Below are 16,304 nucleotides of genomic sequence, written 5' to 3'. Positions count from 1 at the left end.
GGGGAGGCCAGCCAAGCTATGAGCACCTGGGACGTCGAGCCGTTCGACAACGACGACGCCGCAGACTTCGCCATCGAGCTGGACGACGCTTCAACCGAAGCACGTATTGAAATGGTCGGCAGCGTTCTGGAACGTGTCGCCAAGGCAACAGCGGACGATCCGCTGTTCTCCGATGCCCAACGAGCCGTCGCGGCCGCAGCTCTGATCGCCGCGCAACACCCAGGCGGCGCCAACGTCCCATCAACCTACGGACCAGGCCCGACCACACCCATGCCGCAGTTCCCGGCCTACCTCCGCGACCTCGCAATCGAGACCTTGGACCGCGTGATCACGGCACCATCATGGCTTCCCGAGTACTGGGAGGAGGCCGGCCAGGAACCTGCATGGCGACGGAGCATCTTCGACTTGCGCGGAATCCTCAACCCGCCACAACAGGAATCGCTCTTCGATCTTTGACCGGCGTCCTCACCGAGACACGGTTAACTGGCAAAGACCGCTGATCGGACAGCCTTCACCGACATGGACATAGTTCGCTGACAACGGACAGCCAGTGTTAGCCGCTGAAGTGGTTGATTGTGTCGGCGAGAGTCGAGAGTCGGAGCCGTATGGAGGCGAGTTTCGGAGCCGGCTCGGGGTGACCGACTAGATCAATGTCGGTGAGTTCGAGCGCCACGGACGGCTCGACCAGCGGCGGAGGCCGGGCGGCGAGATGAGTGCCGGTACCGGTGAGAGCGTCTATTCAACTGTCGCGAGTTCGGCTTCCATGACATTCGCTGCTCGCCTTCGATTCAGCCGACGTCACCTTCGTAGGCGAGCTTGGTGAACCACTCGGCCTCCGCGGTCGGCACCCATGTGGTCTTCGCCCAGAACTGCCGGACCTCGGTTTCCTGCCCCGCCGACGACGCCTGCCCGGTGAGCCAGATCGAGGCGTGCCGCAGGCTCGGCGCCTCGTCGGTCACGAAGCCGACCTCGGTGTCGCGGAGGCAGGTGTGCTCACCGCACGGCCGGTCTCCGGGCACGGCCGTATATTTGACCACCGCTTTCAGATCCCCAAACGAGTAGACGTCCATCACCCCGTCCTCCATGACGTCACCGATCGGCTCCATCGTGACCAGACCGGGTGGCAGGCGTTCCGGCACCACGGCGAAGTGCCTGGCGTCCCCGACCCGGCGGGCCAGGTCGATGCCGACCGCCGCTTTCTGCAGCGGGGTACGCGCCTGACGTGCCCGCTCGATGGCGGCCTCCCGGTGATGGCGGCGCACCTGCCCGTAGACACCGATCCCGGCGCACAGTCCGACCACCACCACGACCAGGACGATCGTCACGCGTCTCACGACCCGTGACGCTAGCACCGCCGTCGATGCCGCGGGCGGGTACTTCACCGTCGGGAAGGCCGGCGTTCAGCACGACGCTGGCCAGCACGCACGGGCCATGATCGACCTTCGCATCGTCCGGGGAGGGTGCTATCTGCTGGTTCTGGTGTGCGACGGGGACCTGGCCGTTCCCGTGCTGTCGGCGCGCCCGGCGTCAGTAGTAGAACGGCTGCGCGCCGGCCGGGTCGGCCGGCACCACGTCGAAGGTCGGGGCGACGGTGAGCGCGTCGATCGCCGCCCCTGGGGCGCCGATGCCGGCCCAGTGCGGGTCGACGTCGCTGGTGAAGCACCAGCGGCGGTCGGCCGGCCACACGTACGCGGGTGGCTGCTTGTCCGCGAAGAACGCCCGGGTGGCATTGAGCGGGCCCCTAAGTAACGCGAACCGCCGGTTCGGCACCTCGAACAGCGGCACGCCTCGCGGCAGCGAGAGGTCGGGGTAGCCCTCCCACGCGGCGAAGAAGCACTCCTGCGGCGTGGTCGTGAACCCGGCCAACACGTCCAGCACCCGGGCCGCCTGCTCACTGTCCGAGGGATGGTCGTCGGGCAGGTCGACGTCCGTCTCCTTCTGCCCGGGCCGTTGCGGGTCCGGGATGTAGCGCAGCCGCGCGTACGCCTCGAACCCGTTCGGTCCGAACGTGACCAGAGTTGGGAACGGCACGGCAGACCCCGTGATCCAGTCCGCGGCACCCACGTCCGTACACCAAGAGAGCCCCACGCCGCCTCACCGCCGCCGGGTCACGAACGACGCGACGGGGGCCAGCGCCAAGATGCTGGCTGCCACCGCATCCGTCCCCGGTGCGCTCATGACAACCCCCACTTCGCATGCCGAAAACGCAGCACACTCCATCATCGAGCAAAGCAACCGGGAAGGGCCCTATTCTTTCCGGTCGAGGTACACCCCAGCGCCACAGGCGCGACGCATCGAGACGGTGAGCGGGAGTCAGTCCCGAGCACCGTCGACGTCCGGGCAGCCGCCAGCGCCCGCTGCCGCTGGGGTCACGCAGTGTCGGCGCTCGGGGACTAACGTTCGGGAAAGTCACGCTAACCAAGATCAAGCGATAACCGTCGATAGTGGCGGTCGTTGATGTGGCGTGAGAAGTTTTCTGACTCCCGACGAAGAGGTGGTCTACGGCCGGTTCACCGGCCCGCCGGAGCAGGCGGTCCTCGAACGGTTCTTCTTCCTGGACGACGCGGACCGAGACCTCATCGCGTCCAAGCGCGGTGATCACAACCGGCTGGGGTTCAGCCTGCAACTGGTGACGGTTCGCCATCTCGGCCGGTTCCTGGAGGATCCGCTCGACGTGCCGAGCGTGGTGGTCGACTACGTGGCCTCGCAGATCAAGGTGGCCGACCCGTCGTGCGTTAAGGCGTACCTGGAACGCAAGCCGACCCGGTTCGAGCATCAGGCGGAGATCTGCAAGGTGTACGGCTACCACTCGTACCCCTCGGTGAAGGACTCACTGCTGGCGTGGGTGGGCGATCAGGCGTGGGCGACCGGCGACGGGCCGAAGGCGTTGTTCTACTCGGTGGTGGCCCCGAGCGGGTACTGCTGCCCGGGGTTACGACGCTGCGCGATGACGTGGCCAGCGCCCGGAAGACGGCCGAGACACGACTGTACGCGGCTCTGTCCGGTGCGGTCGACGCGGAGCAGGCCGGTGACCTGGAACAGATCTTGCGGGTGCCGGAAGGCCAGCGCCGTTCGCAGCTGGACCTGTGGCGGCGTGCGCTACGAGGTCGAGCCCGCCGAAGCCGACACCCCGACCAGCGCTCTGTTCCGCGCCTGGTGCGCCGGCTGCGGCGCCGAGTACACCTACCCGTTCCGGACCGTCGCCGCGCAGACCCGCGCCGCCTGACCTCGATCGGAGACCCGACCCATGGCTGAATCCGGCCCGCGCTACACCGCAGGCGACGTGCCCGGCCTGCGCCGCGACCTCGCCGACTGGTACGGCGGAACACAGGGCACACAGTTCTACTACAACGCCATCCTCATGGGCCAGCAGCAGCTCAGGCCGCCCGGCCCGCCCGAACGCGTCGCCCCGGCGCTGGCCGCCGCCGAGACCTCCCGGCTACGCGACGGCGACCTCTGGTACGTCGACGAGGACCTGTGCGCCCTGCTCAACGCCGCACACCCGAGTATGCCCGCGTTCGCGCCCCGGCCCACCGACCTGCCTTCGAAGACCGGGTTCGCGGTGTTCGCCGAGCCGATCGCCGCCTACGACGCGCAAGAAGCCCGCCGCGACGACATCGTCGATGCGCTGGCCGACGTTCACGGCGGCGACGAGTTCCGGCGCATCGGCCGGGAGGCCTACGAAGACCAGGCCCGGATCGTCGCCGTCTCCTGGGGGCCGGTCGACAACCCGCACTGGAAAGCCGGCGGCCTGTGGATGTCCTTCTACGCCGTCACCGACAAGACCACCGACGACCTGCTCGCCGGCCACCCGGGTGCGGCCGTCCACGCCCGGGCCATGCTGCCGCCGCTGCCGGTCGACAACGAGGCCGCGATTGCCTGGCGGCCCGACGGCGCTGCGCCCGAGGAGTACATGCTCACCGGCGTCGACGACCAGCACGGCACCCTGTCCTGGACACGGCTGGTGTTCGCCACCTTCCAGCTCGCCGCGCAGGCCAACCTGGCCGAGGCCGAGGACCAGACCACGCCGCGACCGGAACGCCGACGCACCGAACGCGCCGGGCTCCCGCCCCGCGATGTACGCATCATCCGGCTGCGACGCACCGTCGCCGCCGCCCGCGACGCCGACCAGACCGGCACCGGCCGCGACTGGCAACACCGGTGGATCGTCCGCGGCCACTGGCGCAACCAGTGGTACCCCTCGCTCGGCGACCACCGCCCGCTCTGGATCGCGCCCTACCTCAAAGGCCCCGCCGACGCCCCGCTGATCGGCGGCGACAAGGTCAACGTCGTCAACACACCGAAGGCCCCTGACCAAGATCACCCCCAGTGGGACTCTCCCGAAGGTTAGACCCGAGAGCCAGGCGAACGCGGTGCTGGACCGCGCGTCGTCAGCCGATCGCGTTGGGGTGATAGGTGAGATGCGTCCCCGGTGGCGCCAGCCAGGCTGGCCCCAGCACGAGAGAGATCGGTGCTTGCCCATGCCGAGGACGACTCGGGCGGCCAGGCTGTCCGGATGGTCATGATGCCGGGGTCTGGGAGGCGGCCACCTCATTGATGTCGCCGGTTTCCAGGACCCGGTGCGGGGCGTTACCGCGGGCGGTTTCGAGCATGGCTTCGCCGAGGATCAGGCTGGTGGTGACGAACCGTGGCGCGAGCCGCCGGAGCACGGGGTAGAGCGGTGTCACGATCCGGTACAGCAGGACGTAGGACTTGGTTTTCGCCTTGCCGCCGGGCAGCGGGAGGATGAAGGCGGGCCGGAACATGTGTGCCCGTGGTGACATCTGCAGCAGGGTGTTCTCGAGTTCGCCTTTGACGCGTGCCCACATCATGCGGGTCTTTCCGGTGCCGTCGGTTCCGGCCCCGGAGACGTAGCAGAAGGTCAGTTCGGGGTTGGCGGCCAGTAGCGTCCGGGCGGCGGCCAGGGTGACGTCGACGGTGATGGCCCGGTACGCGGCCTCGCTCATGCCCAGGGCGGAGACGCCGAGGCAGAAGAAGCAGGCGTCGTACCCGGTGAGCTGGTCCTGGATGGGCGTGAAGTCGGTGAAGTCGGCGTGCCGGATCTCGCGGAGTTTCGGGTGGGTGCGGCCGGTGGACGAGCGGCCGACGACCAGGACCTCAGTCACGGCGCCGTCGCGCAGGCAGGCTTCCAGAACTCCCTGGCCCACCATGCCGGTGGCGCCGAAGACGATGATGCGCATGCGGTTTCGGTCTCCTCGTTATGCGCTGGTCATCTGAAGCAGCGCTTCGCTGCTCGTCCAGAGGTCGCGGGCGACGGAGGCGTCGCGGGCTTGCGGGTGCATCTTCTTCTCCGGGACGATCTTGTTGTTCTCGTAGTATCCGCCGGACTGCCAGGTGACTCCGGGCGTTCCGTCAGCCAGCCAGGTGAGCGCCTGTCCGCCCTTGTCGGCGCTGATGAGGATCAGCCGGGACAGCGGTGTGCGGTAGATGAAGCGGATCGGGCTGGGGGTGTCGCTGGCGAAGTTGGTGGCCACATTGCCCGGGTGGAAGGCGACAGCGGACAGGCCCTGGGCGTGGTAGCGGCGGTGCAGTTCCTGGGTGAACAGGATGTTGGCCAGCTTGCCGTCGCCGTACGCCTTGTTGGCGCTCCACTTCTTGGCGTTGTTCAGGTCGTCGAGGTCGAGGTGGCCGAACGCCTTGGCGCCGACGCTGGAGGTCTGGATCAACGCGGCCTTCGAGGTGAGCAGCCGGTCCAGCAGCAGGTTGGTCAGCAGGAACGGTGCCAGGTGGTTTACCTGAAGCGTCTTGTCGAACCCGTCGGTGGTGGTCTCCGGGCCGAACAGGCCCCCGGCGTTGTTCGCGAGAACGTCGATCTGCGGGTACGCCTTCAGCAGGTCATCGGCGAGCCGGCGGACCTGCGCCAGGTCGGTGAAGTCGGCGACGTGGAAGGGCACGCCGATCGCCTCGGCTGCGGCTGCCGTCTTCTGCGGCGAGCGGCCCACGAGCACGACATGATGTCCGGCCTGCTTGAGCTGGCGCGCTGAGGCTGCGCCGATGCCATCGCTGGCACCGGTGATGATGATCGTCTTCATGATGTTCTCCGGTAATGGGTGGCGTCGGTCGGGGCGCTTTGCGGCCACCTCGCGATCACCCCGGCAGGGATAAGCCTGACTTTGCTGGGGTCTGTTGCGGTGCTTCAAGCAGGTGCACCGGGGTGCCGTCGCCACTGTAGCGCACATTTCTAGACTCGTCTAAAGTTAGATTGATGCAAGAAGTATGATCGGCGAAGAAGGAGGCACGTTGAGTCTGAGAGAACGCAAGAAGCTGGCGGCCTGGCGTGCCATCCGAGCCGCCGCGCTGCGACTGTTCGACGAACAGGGCTACGAGACCACCACGATCGAGCAGATCGCAGCCGCCGCAGATGTGTCCCGGGCCACCTTCTTCAACTACTTCGCCAGCAAGGAAGCTTTACTGTTCGACCAGGACCCCGAAGCCCGCGGCCAGTGGCGCACCCTGCTGGAGTCCCGCCAGCCCGGCGAGCCGCTCTGGGACGCTCTGACAGCGATCATGCTCGACGTCAATGAAGCCCAACGCGAGCACATGGCACTGCACCGCCGACTGAAGGCGCAATCACCGGCTCTCGCCCAGGCGAGCCAGGCGTTCGGCGAACAGCTCCGCACCGACCTGCTCGCCTGGATCATGGCCCAAGCCCCCGGCGGCGACTCCATGATCGCCACCCTGCAACTGAACCTGGCCCTCGCCGCCTGCGTCACCGCCTACCAGAGCTGGCAAGACCACGAAGACTTCGACACCTACCTCCAGCGCCTCAAGCAGTGTCTGGACCAGGCAGGCACCGGAGTTGCCACCCTCGCTCCGTAGCTGCCTCCTGCTTCACCCCACCGCTACAACGGCGAAGCGACGGTGGCCTTTCACCTCCGTCCGAAACAACAGCGCCTCGTGGCCGCACTCGCACGTTCGTTCGCAACGCCCCGATCGCGCCCTACCTCAAAGGCCCCGCCGACGCCCCGCTGATCGGCGGCGACAAGGTCTACGTCGTCAACGCGCCGAAGGACCCTGACCAAGATCACCCTTAGCGGGACTCTCCCGAACGTTAGGCCCCGAGCGCCGTGTCGCCCAGCAGGCGGCGGGCGATCTCTAAAGCATCCGGGCCGTCGGCGTTGCCGGTGTCCGGCACGGGTTGCTCCGGAGATGAGGCCTCGATCGCGTCGATGTGCCCAGGTTGCAGGCCCCGGTTGGGTAAGGGTGCGATCAGCAGGGCGCGGCCGGTGGCGACGAGTTCGTCGTGCACCGGTCCGCTGGTGGGTACGGCGTCGTCGTCGGTCCAGATCAGCCGGTGGCTCGGAAACGGTCGTCTGCGATAGACCTCGTGGTCTGTCGTCAGAGCTGCGTTGCCTGACTCGCCGGGCGCCAGGGCGAAAGGTCGAGCCTCGGATACCGCAGGGCCATGCCTGCCAGGGTCTCAGGCGTCCAGTAACGATGTCCGGGCTGCGGGAAGCCGACAGTCTGCAGTTGCTGCGGGGTGGCGCGGCTGACGAACTCGACCCACTCGCTCGTGAAGCTCTTCGCCGCCCAACCGACCCGCTGTCCCCACTGCAGGCCGGCCGGCCGGAAGCACAGATGCATGCTGTACCGCGCTCCCCGAGGTGCGCTCAGCTGTGTACCGCGGTGAAAGGTCCCCGGCTCGAAAGCGATGACGGTTCCCGCCGGCCCGGCACCGGAGACTTCCGCTTCGTAGAGTTGTGGATCGGCCTCGGCCGTGAAGCGATCGGTACCTTGCTGGCCCGGCCGCAGCAACCAGTTGGGAACGGCGGGCAGGTCCGCGGTGTGCTTACGGGAAACGAGATGCGGCGGCCCGAGTTCGTCGGGAACGTCGTTGAGGAAGACGAACATCTCGACCTGCTGGCAACCCGGCGTGGTACTGGGCACCAGCACGGTGTGGTTGAGATAGTCGCGGTGCAGGGCCTGGTCGTAGTCGCAGGCGCCGGTGTACTTGGCCCAGGCCTCCGCGCCGTAGAGGTGAACATCGTCTTCCTCCAGCAGGGCCTTGGCCAACGCCAGGATGCGACGGTTCAGAGCCACCAGGCTGATCTCCGCGCTGGCGAACGGGAAGGTGTCAATCCCGGCGAACTCGTCGCCGATGAAACGCGCGTGACGCGGATCAGTGCCGTCATGGAATCCGTCGGCCGAGGGGAACAACAGGTCCAGTTCCCGTACCGCTGATGTCAACTCCTCTGCAGGCAGGAAGCCTGGGAGGATCACGAAACCGTCGGTCTGCCAGGCCTGCGCCGCGTCTTTGAGGTCCATCGGGCCAGGGTCGGTGAGGCGAGATCGCCAGGCAACCGCTTTTCCGTAGCGCTACCGCGTTCCCTGGTCAGCCCATATCCGTTGTTTTTTCGGCCCGTACCACTGGGACCCCAAGTCCTGTGCCACCGAAGTGTCCGAGCACCAATGAACTTCGTCCGCAGTTAGGCAGGGTCTGAGGCGAAGCTGCCATGGCCGGTTTCGCTACACATGCTGGCCGCCAAGATCGTGAAACAACCGGCGACAATCCCCGCCGGCTCCGAAATCAGGGCCGATCAGTCCTCCCAGGAGGCGACTGTCTCGGCTGCCCGGGCGACCGCAGTCTCCGTTGGCTCGGCGGCGTGCATCTCGCCGCCGTAGGGGCGCACCATGAACCCGCCCACCGCCGGGTGGAACGCGAGGCCGCGCTTGACCAGGCTGGGCCGGTCACGACGGTCGAACAGGTTCAGGGTGCCGTGACTGATCCACGGCCACGCACGGCGGAGTACCGGGTTCGCTGCGGCGGCGCGGGCGAGCGGCACAGTGACTTCCGCGTCGTGTTCGGTGATGATGTGCCAGAGCGCTTCGATCGCGGCACCCGGCTCGGTGACGGCAAGGTAGGTGTGGCGCTCGGCAAGCTCCTCCGCGGAACGGCCGTCGTGCAGGTCGAGCATGGCGCCGGCGATCTCGTCCAGGTCGCCCGTCCGACCCGCTGCGGCCGGGTCACCGCCGTAGGCCCAGACCATCACCTCGTAGCCTCCGCCGCAACCGGCGCGAACGCTGAGGTGGCCACTGGATGTAAACAGAAAGGCTGCGACCGGGCCGAAACGGTCCGAGCCGCCGCTCAGCCTCTCGAGACCAGTTCGCCGGTTCAGTTCGTCGGCCTCACGCATCCGGGAATCTTGTCATGAGCCCCGCGGCGCCATAGACCCCGACAAGCGGTGTTTGCCGCAGATGAGTAGACACGCTCAGGTGAAAGTCAGCTGCATCCGCACGGACCCATCCGAACCTGAGCCACAGAGCGTCGGCGCCGACCGCGGTCCGAAACTCACGACCACGAAAACCAGTGGAAGCGCGGTGGCCCCCAAGATCATCGACATTCGGGGCCCGTACTCACGACCTAAGCCACGCTGCTGACCGATCCGCGCACGGCACGCAGCCGCGGAACGCTGCTGTACGCACTCGCGGAGTACGACTGCTCACCGATTTTGGAGCTGCTGGTCATCACCGGCAACTGGGAGGTCGGCCGGGAGGCGCTCAGTCTGCTCCGCGGACATCGGCGAGGACATGTGGAACCGCCTGCACGACCGTGTGCAGGCGGCCTTGCTCACCGCTGGCGACGAGCAACGAATCGAGGTTCTCGAACCACTGCTCGAGATGTTCGTGTGGTCGCTGCGTTTCTGCGGGCCGCGCCCGCACGAGGCGTGGGGTTTGGGGTGAGGGTGACCGGGGGCGCTCAGCCCGGATGGTGCGTCGCGGGCGTGCGCGGGCAGTTGGTCGCGTGGTGCGGCGGGAGGTGTGGTTCGGCGGGGGCTGGGTCGTGCGTACCGGAAAGGGTTTAGAGGGTGAGGTGCATGTGGGTGCTGTGGGGGTCGGGTTGGTAGTGGGCGAAGGGTGGGCAGGTTCGGAAGCCGAAGCGCTGGTAGAGGGCGCGGGCGGGGGCGAAGTAGTCGGCGGTGCCGGTTTCGAGGTAGAGGTCGGTGTAGTGGCGGTGGCGGGCTTGGGTGATGAGGTGTTGTAGGAGGGTGGTGGCGACGCCGCGGCGTTGGGCGGTGGTGGCGGTGCGCATGGATTTGATTTCGGCGGTGGTGGGGTCGTGGTGTTTGAGGGCGGCGCAGCCGACGAGGTGGGGGCCGTCGTGGGCGGTCCAGAGGGTGATGTCGGGTGTGCGGAGGCCGTCGAGGTCGAGGGCGTGTTTGCTGTCGGGTGGGCTGGTGGCGCGCATGTCGTCGAGGTGTTGTTGCAGGAGGGCGGCGATGTCGGGGCCGGTGAGGTCGTCGATGGTGATGCGCAGGGTCACGGGGTGGATTGTGGCAGGTGCAGGTGCCAGCCGTCGGGGTGGTGGGTGAGGCGGGTGACGGCGAGTGGGGCGACGTCGAGGCGGCGGATGGCGGTTGCCGGGAGGTCGAGGGCGGCGGCGAGTACCGCGCGGATGGTCATGGGGTGGGCGACGGCGGTGAGTGCCGGCTGATGCTGGTTGCGCAGCCATGTGGTGGCGCGGGCCAGGAGCTGGGTGTGGGTTTCGCCGCCGTGGGGTGCCGCTGCCGGGTCGGTGAGCCAGGTGTGCAGGTCGGCCGGGTCGATCTGGTCGAGGGTGTGGCCGGTCCAGGTGCCGTGGTCGGGGTCGGCGAGTGCCGGGTCGATGCCGGGGGTGGCGCCGAGCAGTGCGGCGGTTTCGCGGGCGGCGTGGGAGGGTGCGCTGACCCATGGGCCGTTGCCGGGGATGTGCAGGGTGCGGGCGATGTTGCGGGCGGCTTCGTCGAGAGGGTCGTCGCCGCCGAACACGGCCCGGCGCAGGGCGCGGGTGTGTCCGGCGGCGATCAGGCGTAGGCCGGTCACGGAACTGTGACGGGGGTTTCGGTGCGGTGGGCGAGGCGGGCGAGCAGGCCCGCGAAGCCGAGGCCGAGGGTGGTCCAGAGGATGGTCTGGGTGCCGAGTGAGGTGATCCGGAAGTCCCACAGCAGGGTTGCGGGGAAGTCGGCGGGGACCTCGTCGAAGGTGGGAAGGAGGGTGTAGGCGATGGTGACGACGACCAGGAAGGCGGCCGCGGCGGCGGTGGCGCGGGCCCAGGGGTGGGTTTGGGTGCGGGCGGCGAGGGTTGCGGCCCAGACGGCGACCAGGCCGAGGGCGACCGCGGCGAGGTAGGCGGCGGTGCGCTGGTCGATGGTGGCCGGGTCGCCGACAGCGGGTGGGTTGGGTGGGTATTTGAGGTAGGGCACGAGGACGATGCCGGTCAGGGCGGCTGTGGCGAGGCCGAGGGCGGCGGTGGTGTCGCTGCCGGTGTGCAGGCGCCGGCGTAGGACGGTGTAGGCGGTGGCGAGGATGCCGCCGAGTGCGATGCCGTAGAGGCCGGTGGCCAGGAACAGGCCGGGCCCGGACTGGACGTCGCGGGAGACGAGAGTCTCGCCGGCGGGTGCGCCTGCTTCTTCGATGGCGATGGCCGCGTTGATGTGCGGCTCACCGGCGAGGTAGGCGAATGTTCCGGCGAGCAGTCCGGCGATGAGCCCGGCGAGTAGTCCCCTCAGCAGCAGTTGTGGGTAGCTGGGGGTCAGTGGCACGGGACACCGAGCAGGTGCCGTCCGTCGTGCATGAGTTCGTGCAGGTACATGCCGGACTGGGAGAGGGCGCCCTGGTCGAAGGCGACGAGGTAGGCCAGCAGCAGCATGATGCCGGTGAAGCCGGCGGCGGTGGCCAGCAGTTTGGTGGAGATGGCGGGGGTGGTGAGCGCTTGTGCCTTGGGCATGGCGGATCAACCTCCTACGGGATGACGCGTCCCGATCGATGGGGCCTGCGGCGCGTGAGCGTCCTGACTCACCGGCCCCGTGGGGCTGGTTCACAGTGGCGCGACCGCACCGGAGTTTCACCGGATTTCCCTCAGCGCACCGCAGATTGGATTCTCAACCTATCGGCCGGGGTGGGCCGGGCACAACCGTCGGGCGGTAGCATCCACGCCGGTCTACGGGGTCGGGGGTGTGTCGTGGTGCGGTGGCCGGTGGCGGTGGTGGCCGGGCTGGTGGTGTCGGTGGCGGTGCCGGTTCCGCAGCAGGTGTGGGCGGCGCAGTGCCTGGGTGCGAAGCCGGTGGTGTCGGCGGTGCCGGCGGAGTTGAGGGCGTACGCGCCGGCGCGGTTGGCGGGGTTGGCGACCGGGGCCGGGGTGCGGGTGGCGGTGGTCGATTCCGGGGTCGATGCGCGGCATCCGCAGCTCAGGGGTCAGGTGGCGGCGGGCCGGGATTTTCTGCGTAACGAGTTCGCGGGCCGCCGGGACTGTGTGGGTCACGGGACGGGGGTGGCCGGGATCATCGCGGCGGGCGCGGATGCGGGCAGTGGGGTGCAGGGTCTGGCGCCGGGGGCGACGATCGTGCCGGTGCGGGTGAGTGAGCAGCAGGACATCGACGAGTCGGCGGTGGCGTCGTCGGGTGGTGGTGCGCAGACGTTCGCGCAGGGGATTCGGTGGGCGGCGGGCCCGGGTCGCGCCCAGGTGATCAACATTTCGCTGGTGATGCCGCAGGAGAGCCCGGCGGTGCAGTCCGCGATCGCGGATGCGGTGGCGGCCGGGGTGATCGTGGTGGCGGCGGCCGGTAACGACGGCCCGGACGCCGGCGTGGTGTATCCGGCGGACTATCCGGGGGTGATCGGTGTCGGCGCGGTCGGTGCGGACGGGTTGCGGGCGTCGTATTCGCAGGTCGGTGAGCATGTGGATCTGGTGGCGTTCGGGGACGTGACGGTGGCGTCGCCGGTGGCCGGTCATCAGGTGGTGCAGGGGACGAGTTTCGCGACGCCGTTCGTGACGGCGACGGTGGCGCTGCTGAGGCAGCGGTTTCCGCGGGAGAGTGCGGCGCAGATAACCCGGCGGTTGTTGCGGTCGGTGGATCCGGCGCCGGGTGGTGTGCGCAGTGACGAGTACGGGTACGGGCTGCTGAATCCGTATCGGGCGCTGACGGAGGAGGCGGGCCCGGTGGTGGCCGCGGTCTCACCCGCGGTGGTGGCGGCGCCGGGGCGGGCGGCGGATTCGTCGGAGTGGGTGCGGGCGGGCTGGTTCGCGGCCGGTGGTGCGGGGCTGGCGGTGCTGGCCGGTGTGGTGGCGGTGGTCGCCGGCCGGGGTCGGCGTCGCGGTTGGCGGGCCGGTCATGATCGAATGCCGGGATGATGTGGGACGCGGTCACCGAGGCGTTGGGCGGGCTGTATCCGGATGAGCAGCCGTGGCATGTGACGTATCCGGCTGAGGGTTACCGGTTGCGGGCGGCGTCGGCGTATCCGGCGGCCGGGCATTGGCATCTGGTGGGGTACGGGCTGGGTGAGCGCTGGGGTTTCGAGTTGACGGTGCGGGTGGCCCGCGGCGTTGAGGAGCAGCCGCCACAGTGGCCGTTCGTGTTGCTGGATCAGGTGGCGGCGTATGTGGCGTCGCTGGACGGTCCGGTGGAGGACGGTCAGTGGATCAACTGGGGTGGCCCGGTGACGGGTTTTCCGCACACGGACGGCCCGGACACCGGTTTGACGGTGTTGATCCTCACCGAGGATCCGCAGTTGGGTAGCCGGTTCCTGCAGTTGGTGGGGGTGACGGCGGCGGAGGCCGACGGGCGGGTGGACGTTCCGGAGGATCCGCTGATGGTGACCGACCCCGCTCGGGCGTGACGCGTTCACCCGTCCGGGTGGTGCCGGGTGCTGGCTGCGGGCGGCGGGGGTTTCTAGTCTGGGTGGATGTCTACCGAGATCAGTGACCTGCTGGGGCGTGCCGTGCCCGCCGTTTCGGCTCTGGTGGCGGGGGTGCGTGACGAGCAGCTCGGGCATGCCACGCCGTGTGCCGAGTTCAAAGTTCGTGACCTGCTGAATCATCTGTTTCAGGTGGTCCGAAACTTTCAGCTGGTAGCGGCCCGGGCGGAGGTCGACTGGAGTGTCACTCCGGACAGTCTGACCGGCGCGTGGCGCGACGATTTCGCGGCGGAGGCCGAGGCGATGGTCGCGGCGTGGTCGGATCCGGGGGTGCTGGACGGGGTGTCGCCGGGGATGGGGCTGCCGCAGCACACGCTCGGTCTGATGATGGTGGTGGACCTGGTGGTGCACGGCTGGGATCTGGCGCACGCCACGGGCCAGCCGTACGAGGTGGATCCGGCGTTGCTGCCGCCGACGGCGGAGTTCCTGGACTCGATGGGGGACATGGGCCGGCAGATGGGTGCGTTCGGGCCGGCGGTGAGTGTCGGCGCGGGAGCGGACCGGTTCGCGCAGCTGCTGGCGCTGACCGGGCGTGATCCGTCGTGGCAGGCCGGTTAGGTTGTGCGCCACTGGGCCGGGGTGACGCCGTGTTCGAGGCGGAACCGTTTGGTGAAGTAGGAGACGTCGGGGTAGCCGCAGCGGCGGCTGACCGCGGCGACCGGCAGATCGGTTTCGGTCAGCAGACGGCGGGCCTCCTGCAGCCTGCGCTGGGTGATCCACTGTTGGACGGTGCGGCCGGTCTTCTCGCGTACGACCGTGGTGAGGTGACCCGCGGTGAGGCCGACTTCGGCGGCGACGTCGGTCAGCGACAGGGGCCCGGTGTACCGGTTTTCGACGATGTCGAAGACGGCGGCGAGCAGGGGTTCGCTGGCGGCCCGCAGCTGGCCGGGCACGTCGGCGGTGTGCCGGGCGGCGGCCACCAGCAGCAGGGTGAGGTGGGCGAGGGCGGCTTCGCGGTAGCCGTCGCGGCGGCCGGTCAGTTCGGTGTGCAGGGCGGTGAACCGGTCGGTCCAGGCGGGCCGGTCGGCCGGCGCGATCCGCAGCCGTTGGGGGCGGTCGGCGCCGGCGGCGAACGGGAACAGCAGCGGGTGGGCGCGCCAGGACACGTGGGCGCCGCCGCGGACGGTGTCGGCGGGGAACCAGACGACCCAGCCGTCGGTGGCGGCGGGCGTGGCGCCGGTGAACGCGATGACCTGGCCGGGCGCGAGGACGAACAGGTCGCCGGGTGCCACGGTGAAGCGGCGGCCGTCGATGACAACGTCGTCCGCGGCAGCGTTGGCGTAGAACAGGGTCAGGAAGTCGTGGGCGTGGGCGGTGACCGGCACGTCGTGGCGGGGCAGCCGGATCACGGCGACCGGCGGCTGGCCGGCCTGGTGCGGGAAGCCGACCAGCGGAACCGAAGAACGTCGCATTCTCGCCGAAGATCGGTCGTTGTCGCCTGTCGAAGCGTGCACGACGCTGACAGTACGACCGAATCCTGTCGTAGGGGAGTGCTGTGATGACCGATTATCTGCCGGCTGCTGGTAAGCCGTGGCTGCTGCCGTTGTACGACCCGCTGAGCCGTCTGGCCGGGGCGGGCCGGCTGCACCGGCGGCTGCTGGAGCAGGCCGGGCTGCGGGCCGGCGACCGGGTGCTGGAGATCGGCTGCGGCACCGGGAATCTGCTGACCGTGCAGGCGCGCCTCGGCCCGCGGGTGGACGCTGCTGGCATCGACCCGGATCCGGCGGCGCTGCGGCGGGCCCGGCGTAAGGCGGCGCGGGCCGGGGCGCCGATCGACTACCGGCAGGCGTACGCGGGGGATCTGCCGTTCACCGACGATGCCTTCGATGTGGTGTTGTCGTCGCTGATGCTGCACCACCTCGACGCGAGCGGCCGGGATCGGGCGTTGCGGGAGGTGGCGCGGGTGTTGCGGCCGGGTGGCCGGTTGCATGTGGCCGACATCGACGGGCACGGCCGGTCGACCGGGCTCACTGCGGCGGTGTTCACGCAGGCGGGGCTGGTGACGGCCGCGGTGACCGGGCGCGGGCGGGTGTGGCGGCTGGGCCGGTACACGTTGTTCACGGCCGGGGCGGTGTAAGCCGGCCGCTACAGTCGGCGGAGTGATCTCGCCGGTGTGGCTGCTCGACGTCGACGGCGTTCTGAACGCCACCCGGCCCGGCTGGGGTGCCGCGCCGCGCAGCGGCATCGCGGTCAGTGATGGGGTCGCCTACCGGATCCGGTGGGCGCCGGCCCTGGTCAGCCGGCTGCGGGCGCTGCACAGCAGTGGGCTGGTCGTGATGCGGTGGTGCACGACATGGTGTGCTGACGCGGAGCAGATCGAACGGCTGTTCGGGTTGCCGCCGTTGGAGCGGGCGTGGACGCATCCGATCTCGAGCGTGCAGGCACCGGCGGTCAAGCTGGCGGCGGCGCGGGCGGTGGTCGCTGAGGGCCGCCGTCTGATCTGGACCGACGACGAGGTGGTGCCGGTTGGCGGGCCGGTGTTTGAGGAGCTGTCCGGGAACGGTCTGCTGATCGCGCCGAAACCGGGGCGTGGCCTGCAACCGGAGCATCTGGACGCCATCGAGGCGTTCTGCTCACTCTGAGCCGTTTTGCGGTTGAGTGTCGCCAGATGT

22 protein-coding genes and 1 riboswitch are annotated in these 16,304 nt (G+C 69.1%); of the genes, 10 read left to right on the top strand and 12 right to left on the bottom strand.

What is annotated here, in order from left to right:
- Nucleotides 1-18: 18 nt before the first annotated feature.
- Nucleotides 19-456, top strand: a complete 438-nt coding sequence (locus KZ829_RS19065) for a DUF4259 domain-containing protein (protein ID WP_220145258.1) — start codon at nt 19-21, stop codon at nt 454-456.
- 332 nt (nt 457-788) lie between these two features.
- Here the strand turns inward: KZ829_RS19065 and KZ829_RS19060 are convergent, their stop codons facing one another.
- Both KZ829_RS19060 and KZ829_RS19055 read right to left on the bottom strand, forming a co-directional pair.
- Nucleotides 789-1,334 carry a hypothetical protein gene (locus KZ829_RS19060; protein WP_220145257.1) on the bottom strand — a complete coding sequence of 182 codons (546 nt, stop codon included), beginning with the start codon at nt 1,332-1,334 and terminating at the stop codon, nt 789-791.
- A 193-nt stretch (nt 1,335-1,527) separates the two neighbouring features.
- Nucleotides 1,528-2,031, bottom strand: a complete 504-nt coding sequence (locus KZ829_RS19055) for a hypothetical protein (RefSeq protein ID WP_220145256.1) — start codon at nt 2,029-2,031, stop codon at nt 1,528-1,530.
- A 433-nt stretch (nt 2,032-2,464) separates the two neighbouring features.
- Here KZ829_RS19055 and KZ829_RS19050 point away from each other — a divergent pair, with 433 nt between their 5' ends.
- A complete protein-coding gene (locus tag KZ829_RS19050; protein ID WP_220145255.1) occupies nt 2,465-3,226 on the top strand; it encodes a DUF4158 domain-containing protein in 762 nt (253 codons plus the stop codon).
- 21 nt (nt 3,227-3,247) lie between these two features.
- Nucleotides 3,248-4,351, top strand: coding sequence for a hypothetical protein (locus tag KZ829_RS19045; RefSeq protein WP_220145254.1), 1,104 nt, complete (start codon nt 3,248-3,250; stop codon nt 4,349-4,351).
- Nucleotides 4,352-4,520: 169 nt separating this feature from the next.
- Here the strand turns inward: KZ829_RS19045 and KZ829_RS19040 are convergent, their stop codons facing one another.
- Nucleotides 4,521-5,201, bottom strand: coding sequence for an NAD-dependent epimerase/dehydratase family protein (locus tag KZ829_RS19040; protein WP_220145253.1), 681 nt, complete (start codon nt 5,199-5,201; stop codon nt 4,521-4,523).
- 18 nt (nt 5,202-5,219) lie between these two features.
- A complete protein-coding gene (locus KZ829_RS19035; RefSeq protein WP_220145252.1) occupies nt 5,220-6,161 on the bottom strand; it encodes an SDR family NAD(P)-dependent oxidoreductase in 942 nt (313 codons plus the stop codon).
- Nucleotides 6,162-6,261: 100 nt separating this feature from the next.
- Here KZ829_RS19035 and KZ829_RS19030 point away from each other — a divergent pair, with 100 nt between their 5' ends.
- On the top strand, nt 6,262-6,840 hold the full coding sequence (locus KZ829_RS19030; protein ID WP_220145251.1) for a TetR/AcrR family transcriptional regulator: 579 nt from the start codon (nt 6,262-6,264) through the stop codon (nt 6,838-6,840).
- A gap of 232 nt (nt 6,841-7,072) precedes the next feature.
- Here the strand turns inward: KZ829_RS19030 and KZ829_RS19025 are convergent, their stop codons facing one another.
- The 3 genes from KZ829_RS19025 to KZ829_RS19015 all read right to left on the bottom strand — a co-directional run bounded on the left by KZ829_RS19025 (nt 7,073) and on the right by KZ829_RS19015 (nt 9,155).
- The gene (locus tag KZ829_RS19025; RefSeq protein ID WP_246635849.1) at nt 7,073-7,270 is read right to left on the bottom strand and encodes a hypothetical protein; all 198 of its coding nucleotides are present in this window, start codon (nt 7,268-7,270) and stop codon (nt 7,073-7,075) included.
- An 89-nt stretch (nt 7,271-7,359) separates the two neighbouring features.
- Entirely contained in the window at nt 7,360-8,286 is a 927-nt protein-coding gene (locus tag KZ829_RS19020; RefSeq protein WP_220145250.1) for a phytanoyl-CoA dioxygenase family protein, read from the bottom strand.
- Nucleotides 8,287-8,558: 272 nt separating this feature from the next.
- Nucleotides 8,559-9,155: a DUF6193 family natural product biosynthesis protein gene (locus KZ829_RS19015; protein ID WP_220145249.1), complete on the bottom strand. Its 597-nt coding sequence runs from the start codon at nt 9,153-9,155 to the stop codon at nt 8,559-8,561.
- 394 nt (nt 9,156-9,549) lie between these two features.
- Here KZ829_RS19015 and KZ829_RS19010 point away from each other — a divergent pair, with 394 nt between their 5' ends.
- Nucleotides 9,550-9,702, top strand: coding sequence for a hypothetical protein (locus tag KZ829_RS19010; RefSeq protein ID WP_220145248.1), 153 nt, complete (start codon nt 9,550-9,552; stop codon nt 9,700-9,702).
- Nucleotides 9,703-9,820: 118 nt separating this feature from the next.
- On the opposite strand, the gene KZ829_RS19005 is transcribed toward KZ829_RS19010, so the two are convergent.
- From KZ829_RS19005 to KZ829_RS18990, 4 genes are read right to left on the bottom strand one after another with little or no spacing between them, the layout of a single operon-like run.
- Nucleotides 9,821-10,282 (bottom strand): GNAT family N-acetyltransferase, encoded by a 462-nt coding sequence (locus tag KZ829_RS19005; RefSeq protein WP_308285565.1) that lies wholly within the window; start codon nt 10,280-10,282, stop codon nt 9,821-9,823.
- Complete coding sequence (locus KZ829_RS19000; RefSeq protein ID WP_220145247.1) at nt 10,279-10,821, bottom strand: histidine phosphatase family protein; 543 nt, start codon at nt 10,819-10,821, stop codon at nt 10,279-10,281. Before KZ829_RS19000 ends, KZ829_RS19005 begins: the two co-directional genes overlap by 4 nt.
- Nucleotides 10,818-11,540 (bottom strand): CbtA family protein, encoded by a 723-nt coding sequence (locus tag KZ829_RS18995; RefSeq protein ID WP_220145246.1) that lies wholly within the window; start codon nt 11,538-11,540, stop codon nt 10,818-10,820. The genes KZ829_RS19000 and KZ829_RS18995 overlap by 4 nt, the downstream gene beginning before the upstream one ends.
- Nucleotides 11,531-11,725, bottom strand: coding sequence for a CbtB domain-containing protein (locus KZ829_RS18990; RefSeq protein WP_220145245.1), 195 nt, complete (start codon nt 11,723-11,725; stop codon nt 11,531-11,533). The genes KZ829_RS18995 and KZ829_RS18990 overlap by 10 nt, the downstream gene beginning before the upstream one ends.
- 7 nt (nt 11,726-11,732) lie before the next feature.
- Nucleotides 11,733-11,883: riboswitch (adenosylcobalamin (AdoCbl) riboswitch) on the bottom strand.
- Nucleotides 11,884-11,962: 79 nt separating this feature from the next.
- Here KZ829_RS18990 and KZ829_RS43110 point away from each other — a divergent pair.
- The 3 genes from KZ829_RS43110 to KZ829_RS18975 all read left to right on the top strand — a co-directional run bounded on the left by KZ829_RS43110 (nt 11,963) and on the right by KZ829_RS18975 (nt 14,250).
- Nucleotides 11,963-13,129: a S8 family serine peptidase gene (locus KZ829_RS43110; RefSeq protein ID WP_220145244.1), complete on the top strand. Its 1,167-nt coding sequence runs from the start codon at nt 11,963-11,965 to the stop codon at nt 13,127-13,129.
- A complete protein-coding gene (locus KZ829_RS18980; RefSeq protein ID WP_220145243.1) occupies nt 13,126-13,614 on the top strand; it encodes a suppressor of fused domain protein in 489 nt (162 codons plus the stop codon). Before KZ829_RS43110 ends, KZ829_RS18980 begins: the two co-directional genes overlap by 4 nt.
- 66 nt (nt 13,615-13,680) lie before the next feature.
- Nucleotides 13,681-14,250 carry a TIGR03086 family metal-binding protein gene (locus KZ829_RS18975; RefSeq protein ID WP_220145242.1) on the top strand — a complete coding sequence of 190 codons (570 nt, stop codon included), beginning with the start codon at nt 13,681-13,683 and terminating at the stop codon, nt 14,248-14,250.
- On the opposite strand, the gene KZ829_RS18970 is transcribed toward KZ829_RS18975, so the two are convergent.
- Nucleotides 14,247-15,104, bottom strand: coding sequence for a helix-turn-helix transcriptional regulator (locus KZ829_RS18970; protein WP_220145241.1), 858 nt, complete (start codon nt 15,102-15,104; stop codon nt 14,247-14,249). The two genes, KZ829_RS18975 and KZ829_RS18970, sit on opposite strands and share 4 nt — an antisense overlap.
- Nucleotides 15,105-15,190: 86 nt before the next feature.
- Between KZ829_RS18970 and KZ829_RS18965 the strand changes: the two genes are divergently transcribed.
- Together KZ829_RS18965 and KZ829_RS18960 are read left to right on the top strand one after the other, a co-directional pair.
- Complete coding sequence (locus tag KZ829_RS18965) at nt 15,191-15,769, top strand: class I SAM-dependent methyltransferase (RefSeq protein WP_220145240.1); 579 nt, start codon at nt 15,191-15,193, stop codon at nt 15,767-15,769.
- Nucleotides 15,770-15,791: 22 nt separating this feature from the next.
- Nucleotides 15,792-16,274 carry an HAD domain-containing protein gene (locus tag KZ829_RS18960; RefSeq protein WP_308285564.1) on the top strand — a complete coding sequence of 161 codons (483 nt, stop codon included), beginning with the start codon at nt 15,792-15,794 and terminating at the stop codon, nt 16,272-16,274.
- Nucleotides 16,275-16,304: the final 30 nt, after the last annotated feature.

The sequence above is a fragment of the Actinoplanes hulinensis genome, from assembly GCF_019429605.1.
Lineage (GTDB): Bacteria > Actinomycetota > Actinomycetes > Mycobacteriales > Micromonosporaceae > Actinoplanes > Actinoplanes campanulatus.
Note: the sequence above shows the minus strand (reverse complement) of the source record. Positions and strands in the feature narration are given on the sequence as shown.

Excerpts from the sequence above, each read along its gene's own strand:
- KZ829_RS19065 (WP_220145258.1), top strand. The coding sequence starts at position 19 with ATGAGCACCTGGGACGTCGAGCCGTTCGACAACGACGACGCCGCAGAC.
- KZ829_RS19020 (WP_220145250.1), bottom strand. The coding sequence starts at position 8,286 with ATGGACCTCAAAGACGCGGCGCAGGCCTGGCAGACCGACGGTTTCGTG.
- KZ829_RS19040 (WP_220145253.1), bottom strand. The coding sequence starts at position 5,201 with ATGCGCATCATCGTCTTCGGCGCCACCGGCATGGTGGGCCAGGGAGTT.
- KZ829_RS19010 (WP_220145248.1), top strand. The coding sequence starts at position 9,550 with ATGTGGAACCGCCTGCACGACCGTGTGCAGGCGGCCTTGCTCACCGCT.
- KZ829_RS18965 (WP_220145240.1), top strand. The coding sequence starts at position 15,191 with ATGACCGATTATCTGCCGGCTGCTGGTAAGCCGTGGCTGCTGCCGTTG.
- KZ829_RS19045 (WP_220145254.1), top strand. The coding sequence starts at position 3,248 with ATGGCTGAATCCGGCCCGCGCTACACCGCAGGCGACGTGCCCGGCCTG.
- KZ829_RS18980 (WP_220145243.1), top strand. The coding sequence starts at position 13,126 with ATGATGTGGGACGCGGTCACCGAGGCGTTGGGCGGGCTGTATCCGGAT.
- KZ829_RS19015 (WP_220145249.1), bottom strand. The coding sequence starts at position 9,155 with ATGCGTGAGGCCGACGAACTGAACCGGCGAACTGGTCTCGAGAGGCTG.
- KZ829_RS18970 (WP_220145241.1), bottom strand. The coding sequence starts at position 15,104 with ATGCGACGTTCTTCGGTTCCGCTGGTCGGCTTCCCGCACCAGGCCGGC.
- KZ829_RS18975 (WP_220145242.1), top strand. The coding sequence starts at position 13,681 with ATGTCTACCGAGATCAGTGACCTGCTGGGGCGTGCCGTGCCCGCCGTT.
- KZ829_RS18990 (WP_220145245.1), bottom strand. The coding sequence starts at position 11,725 with ATGCCCAAGGCACAAGCGCTCACCACCCCCGCCATCTCCACCAAACTG.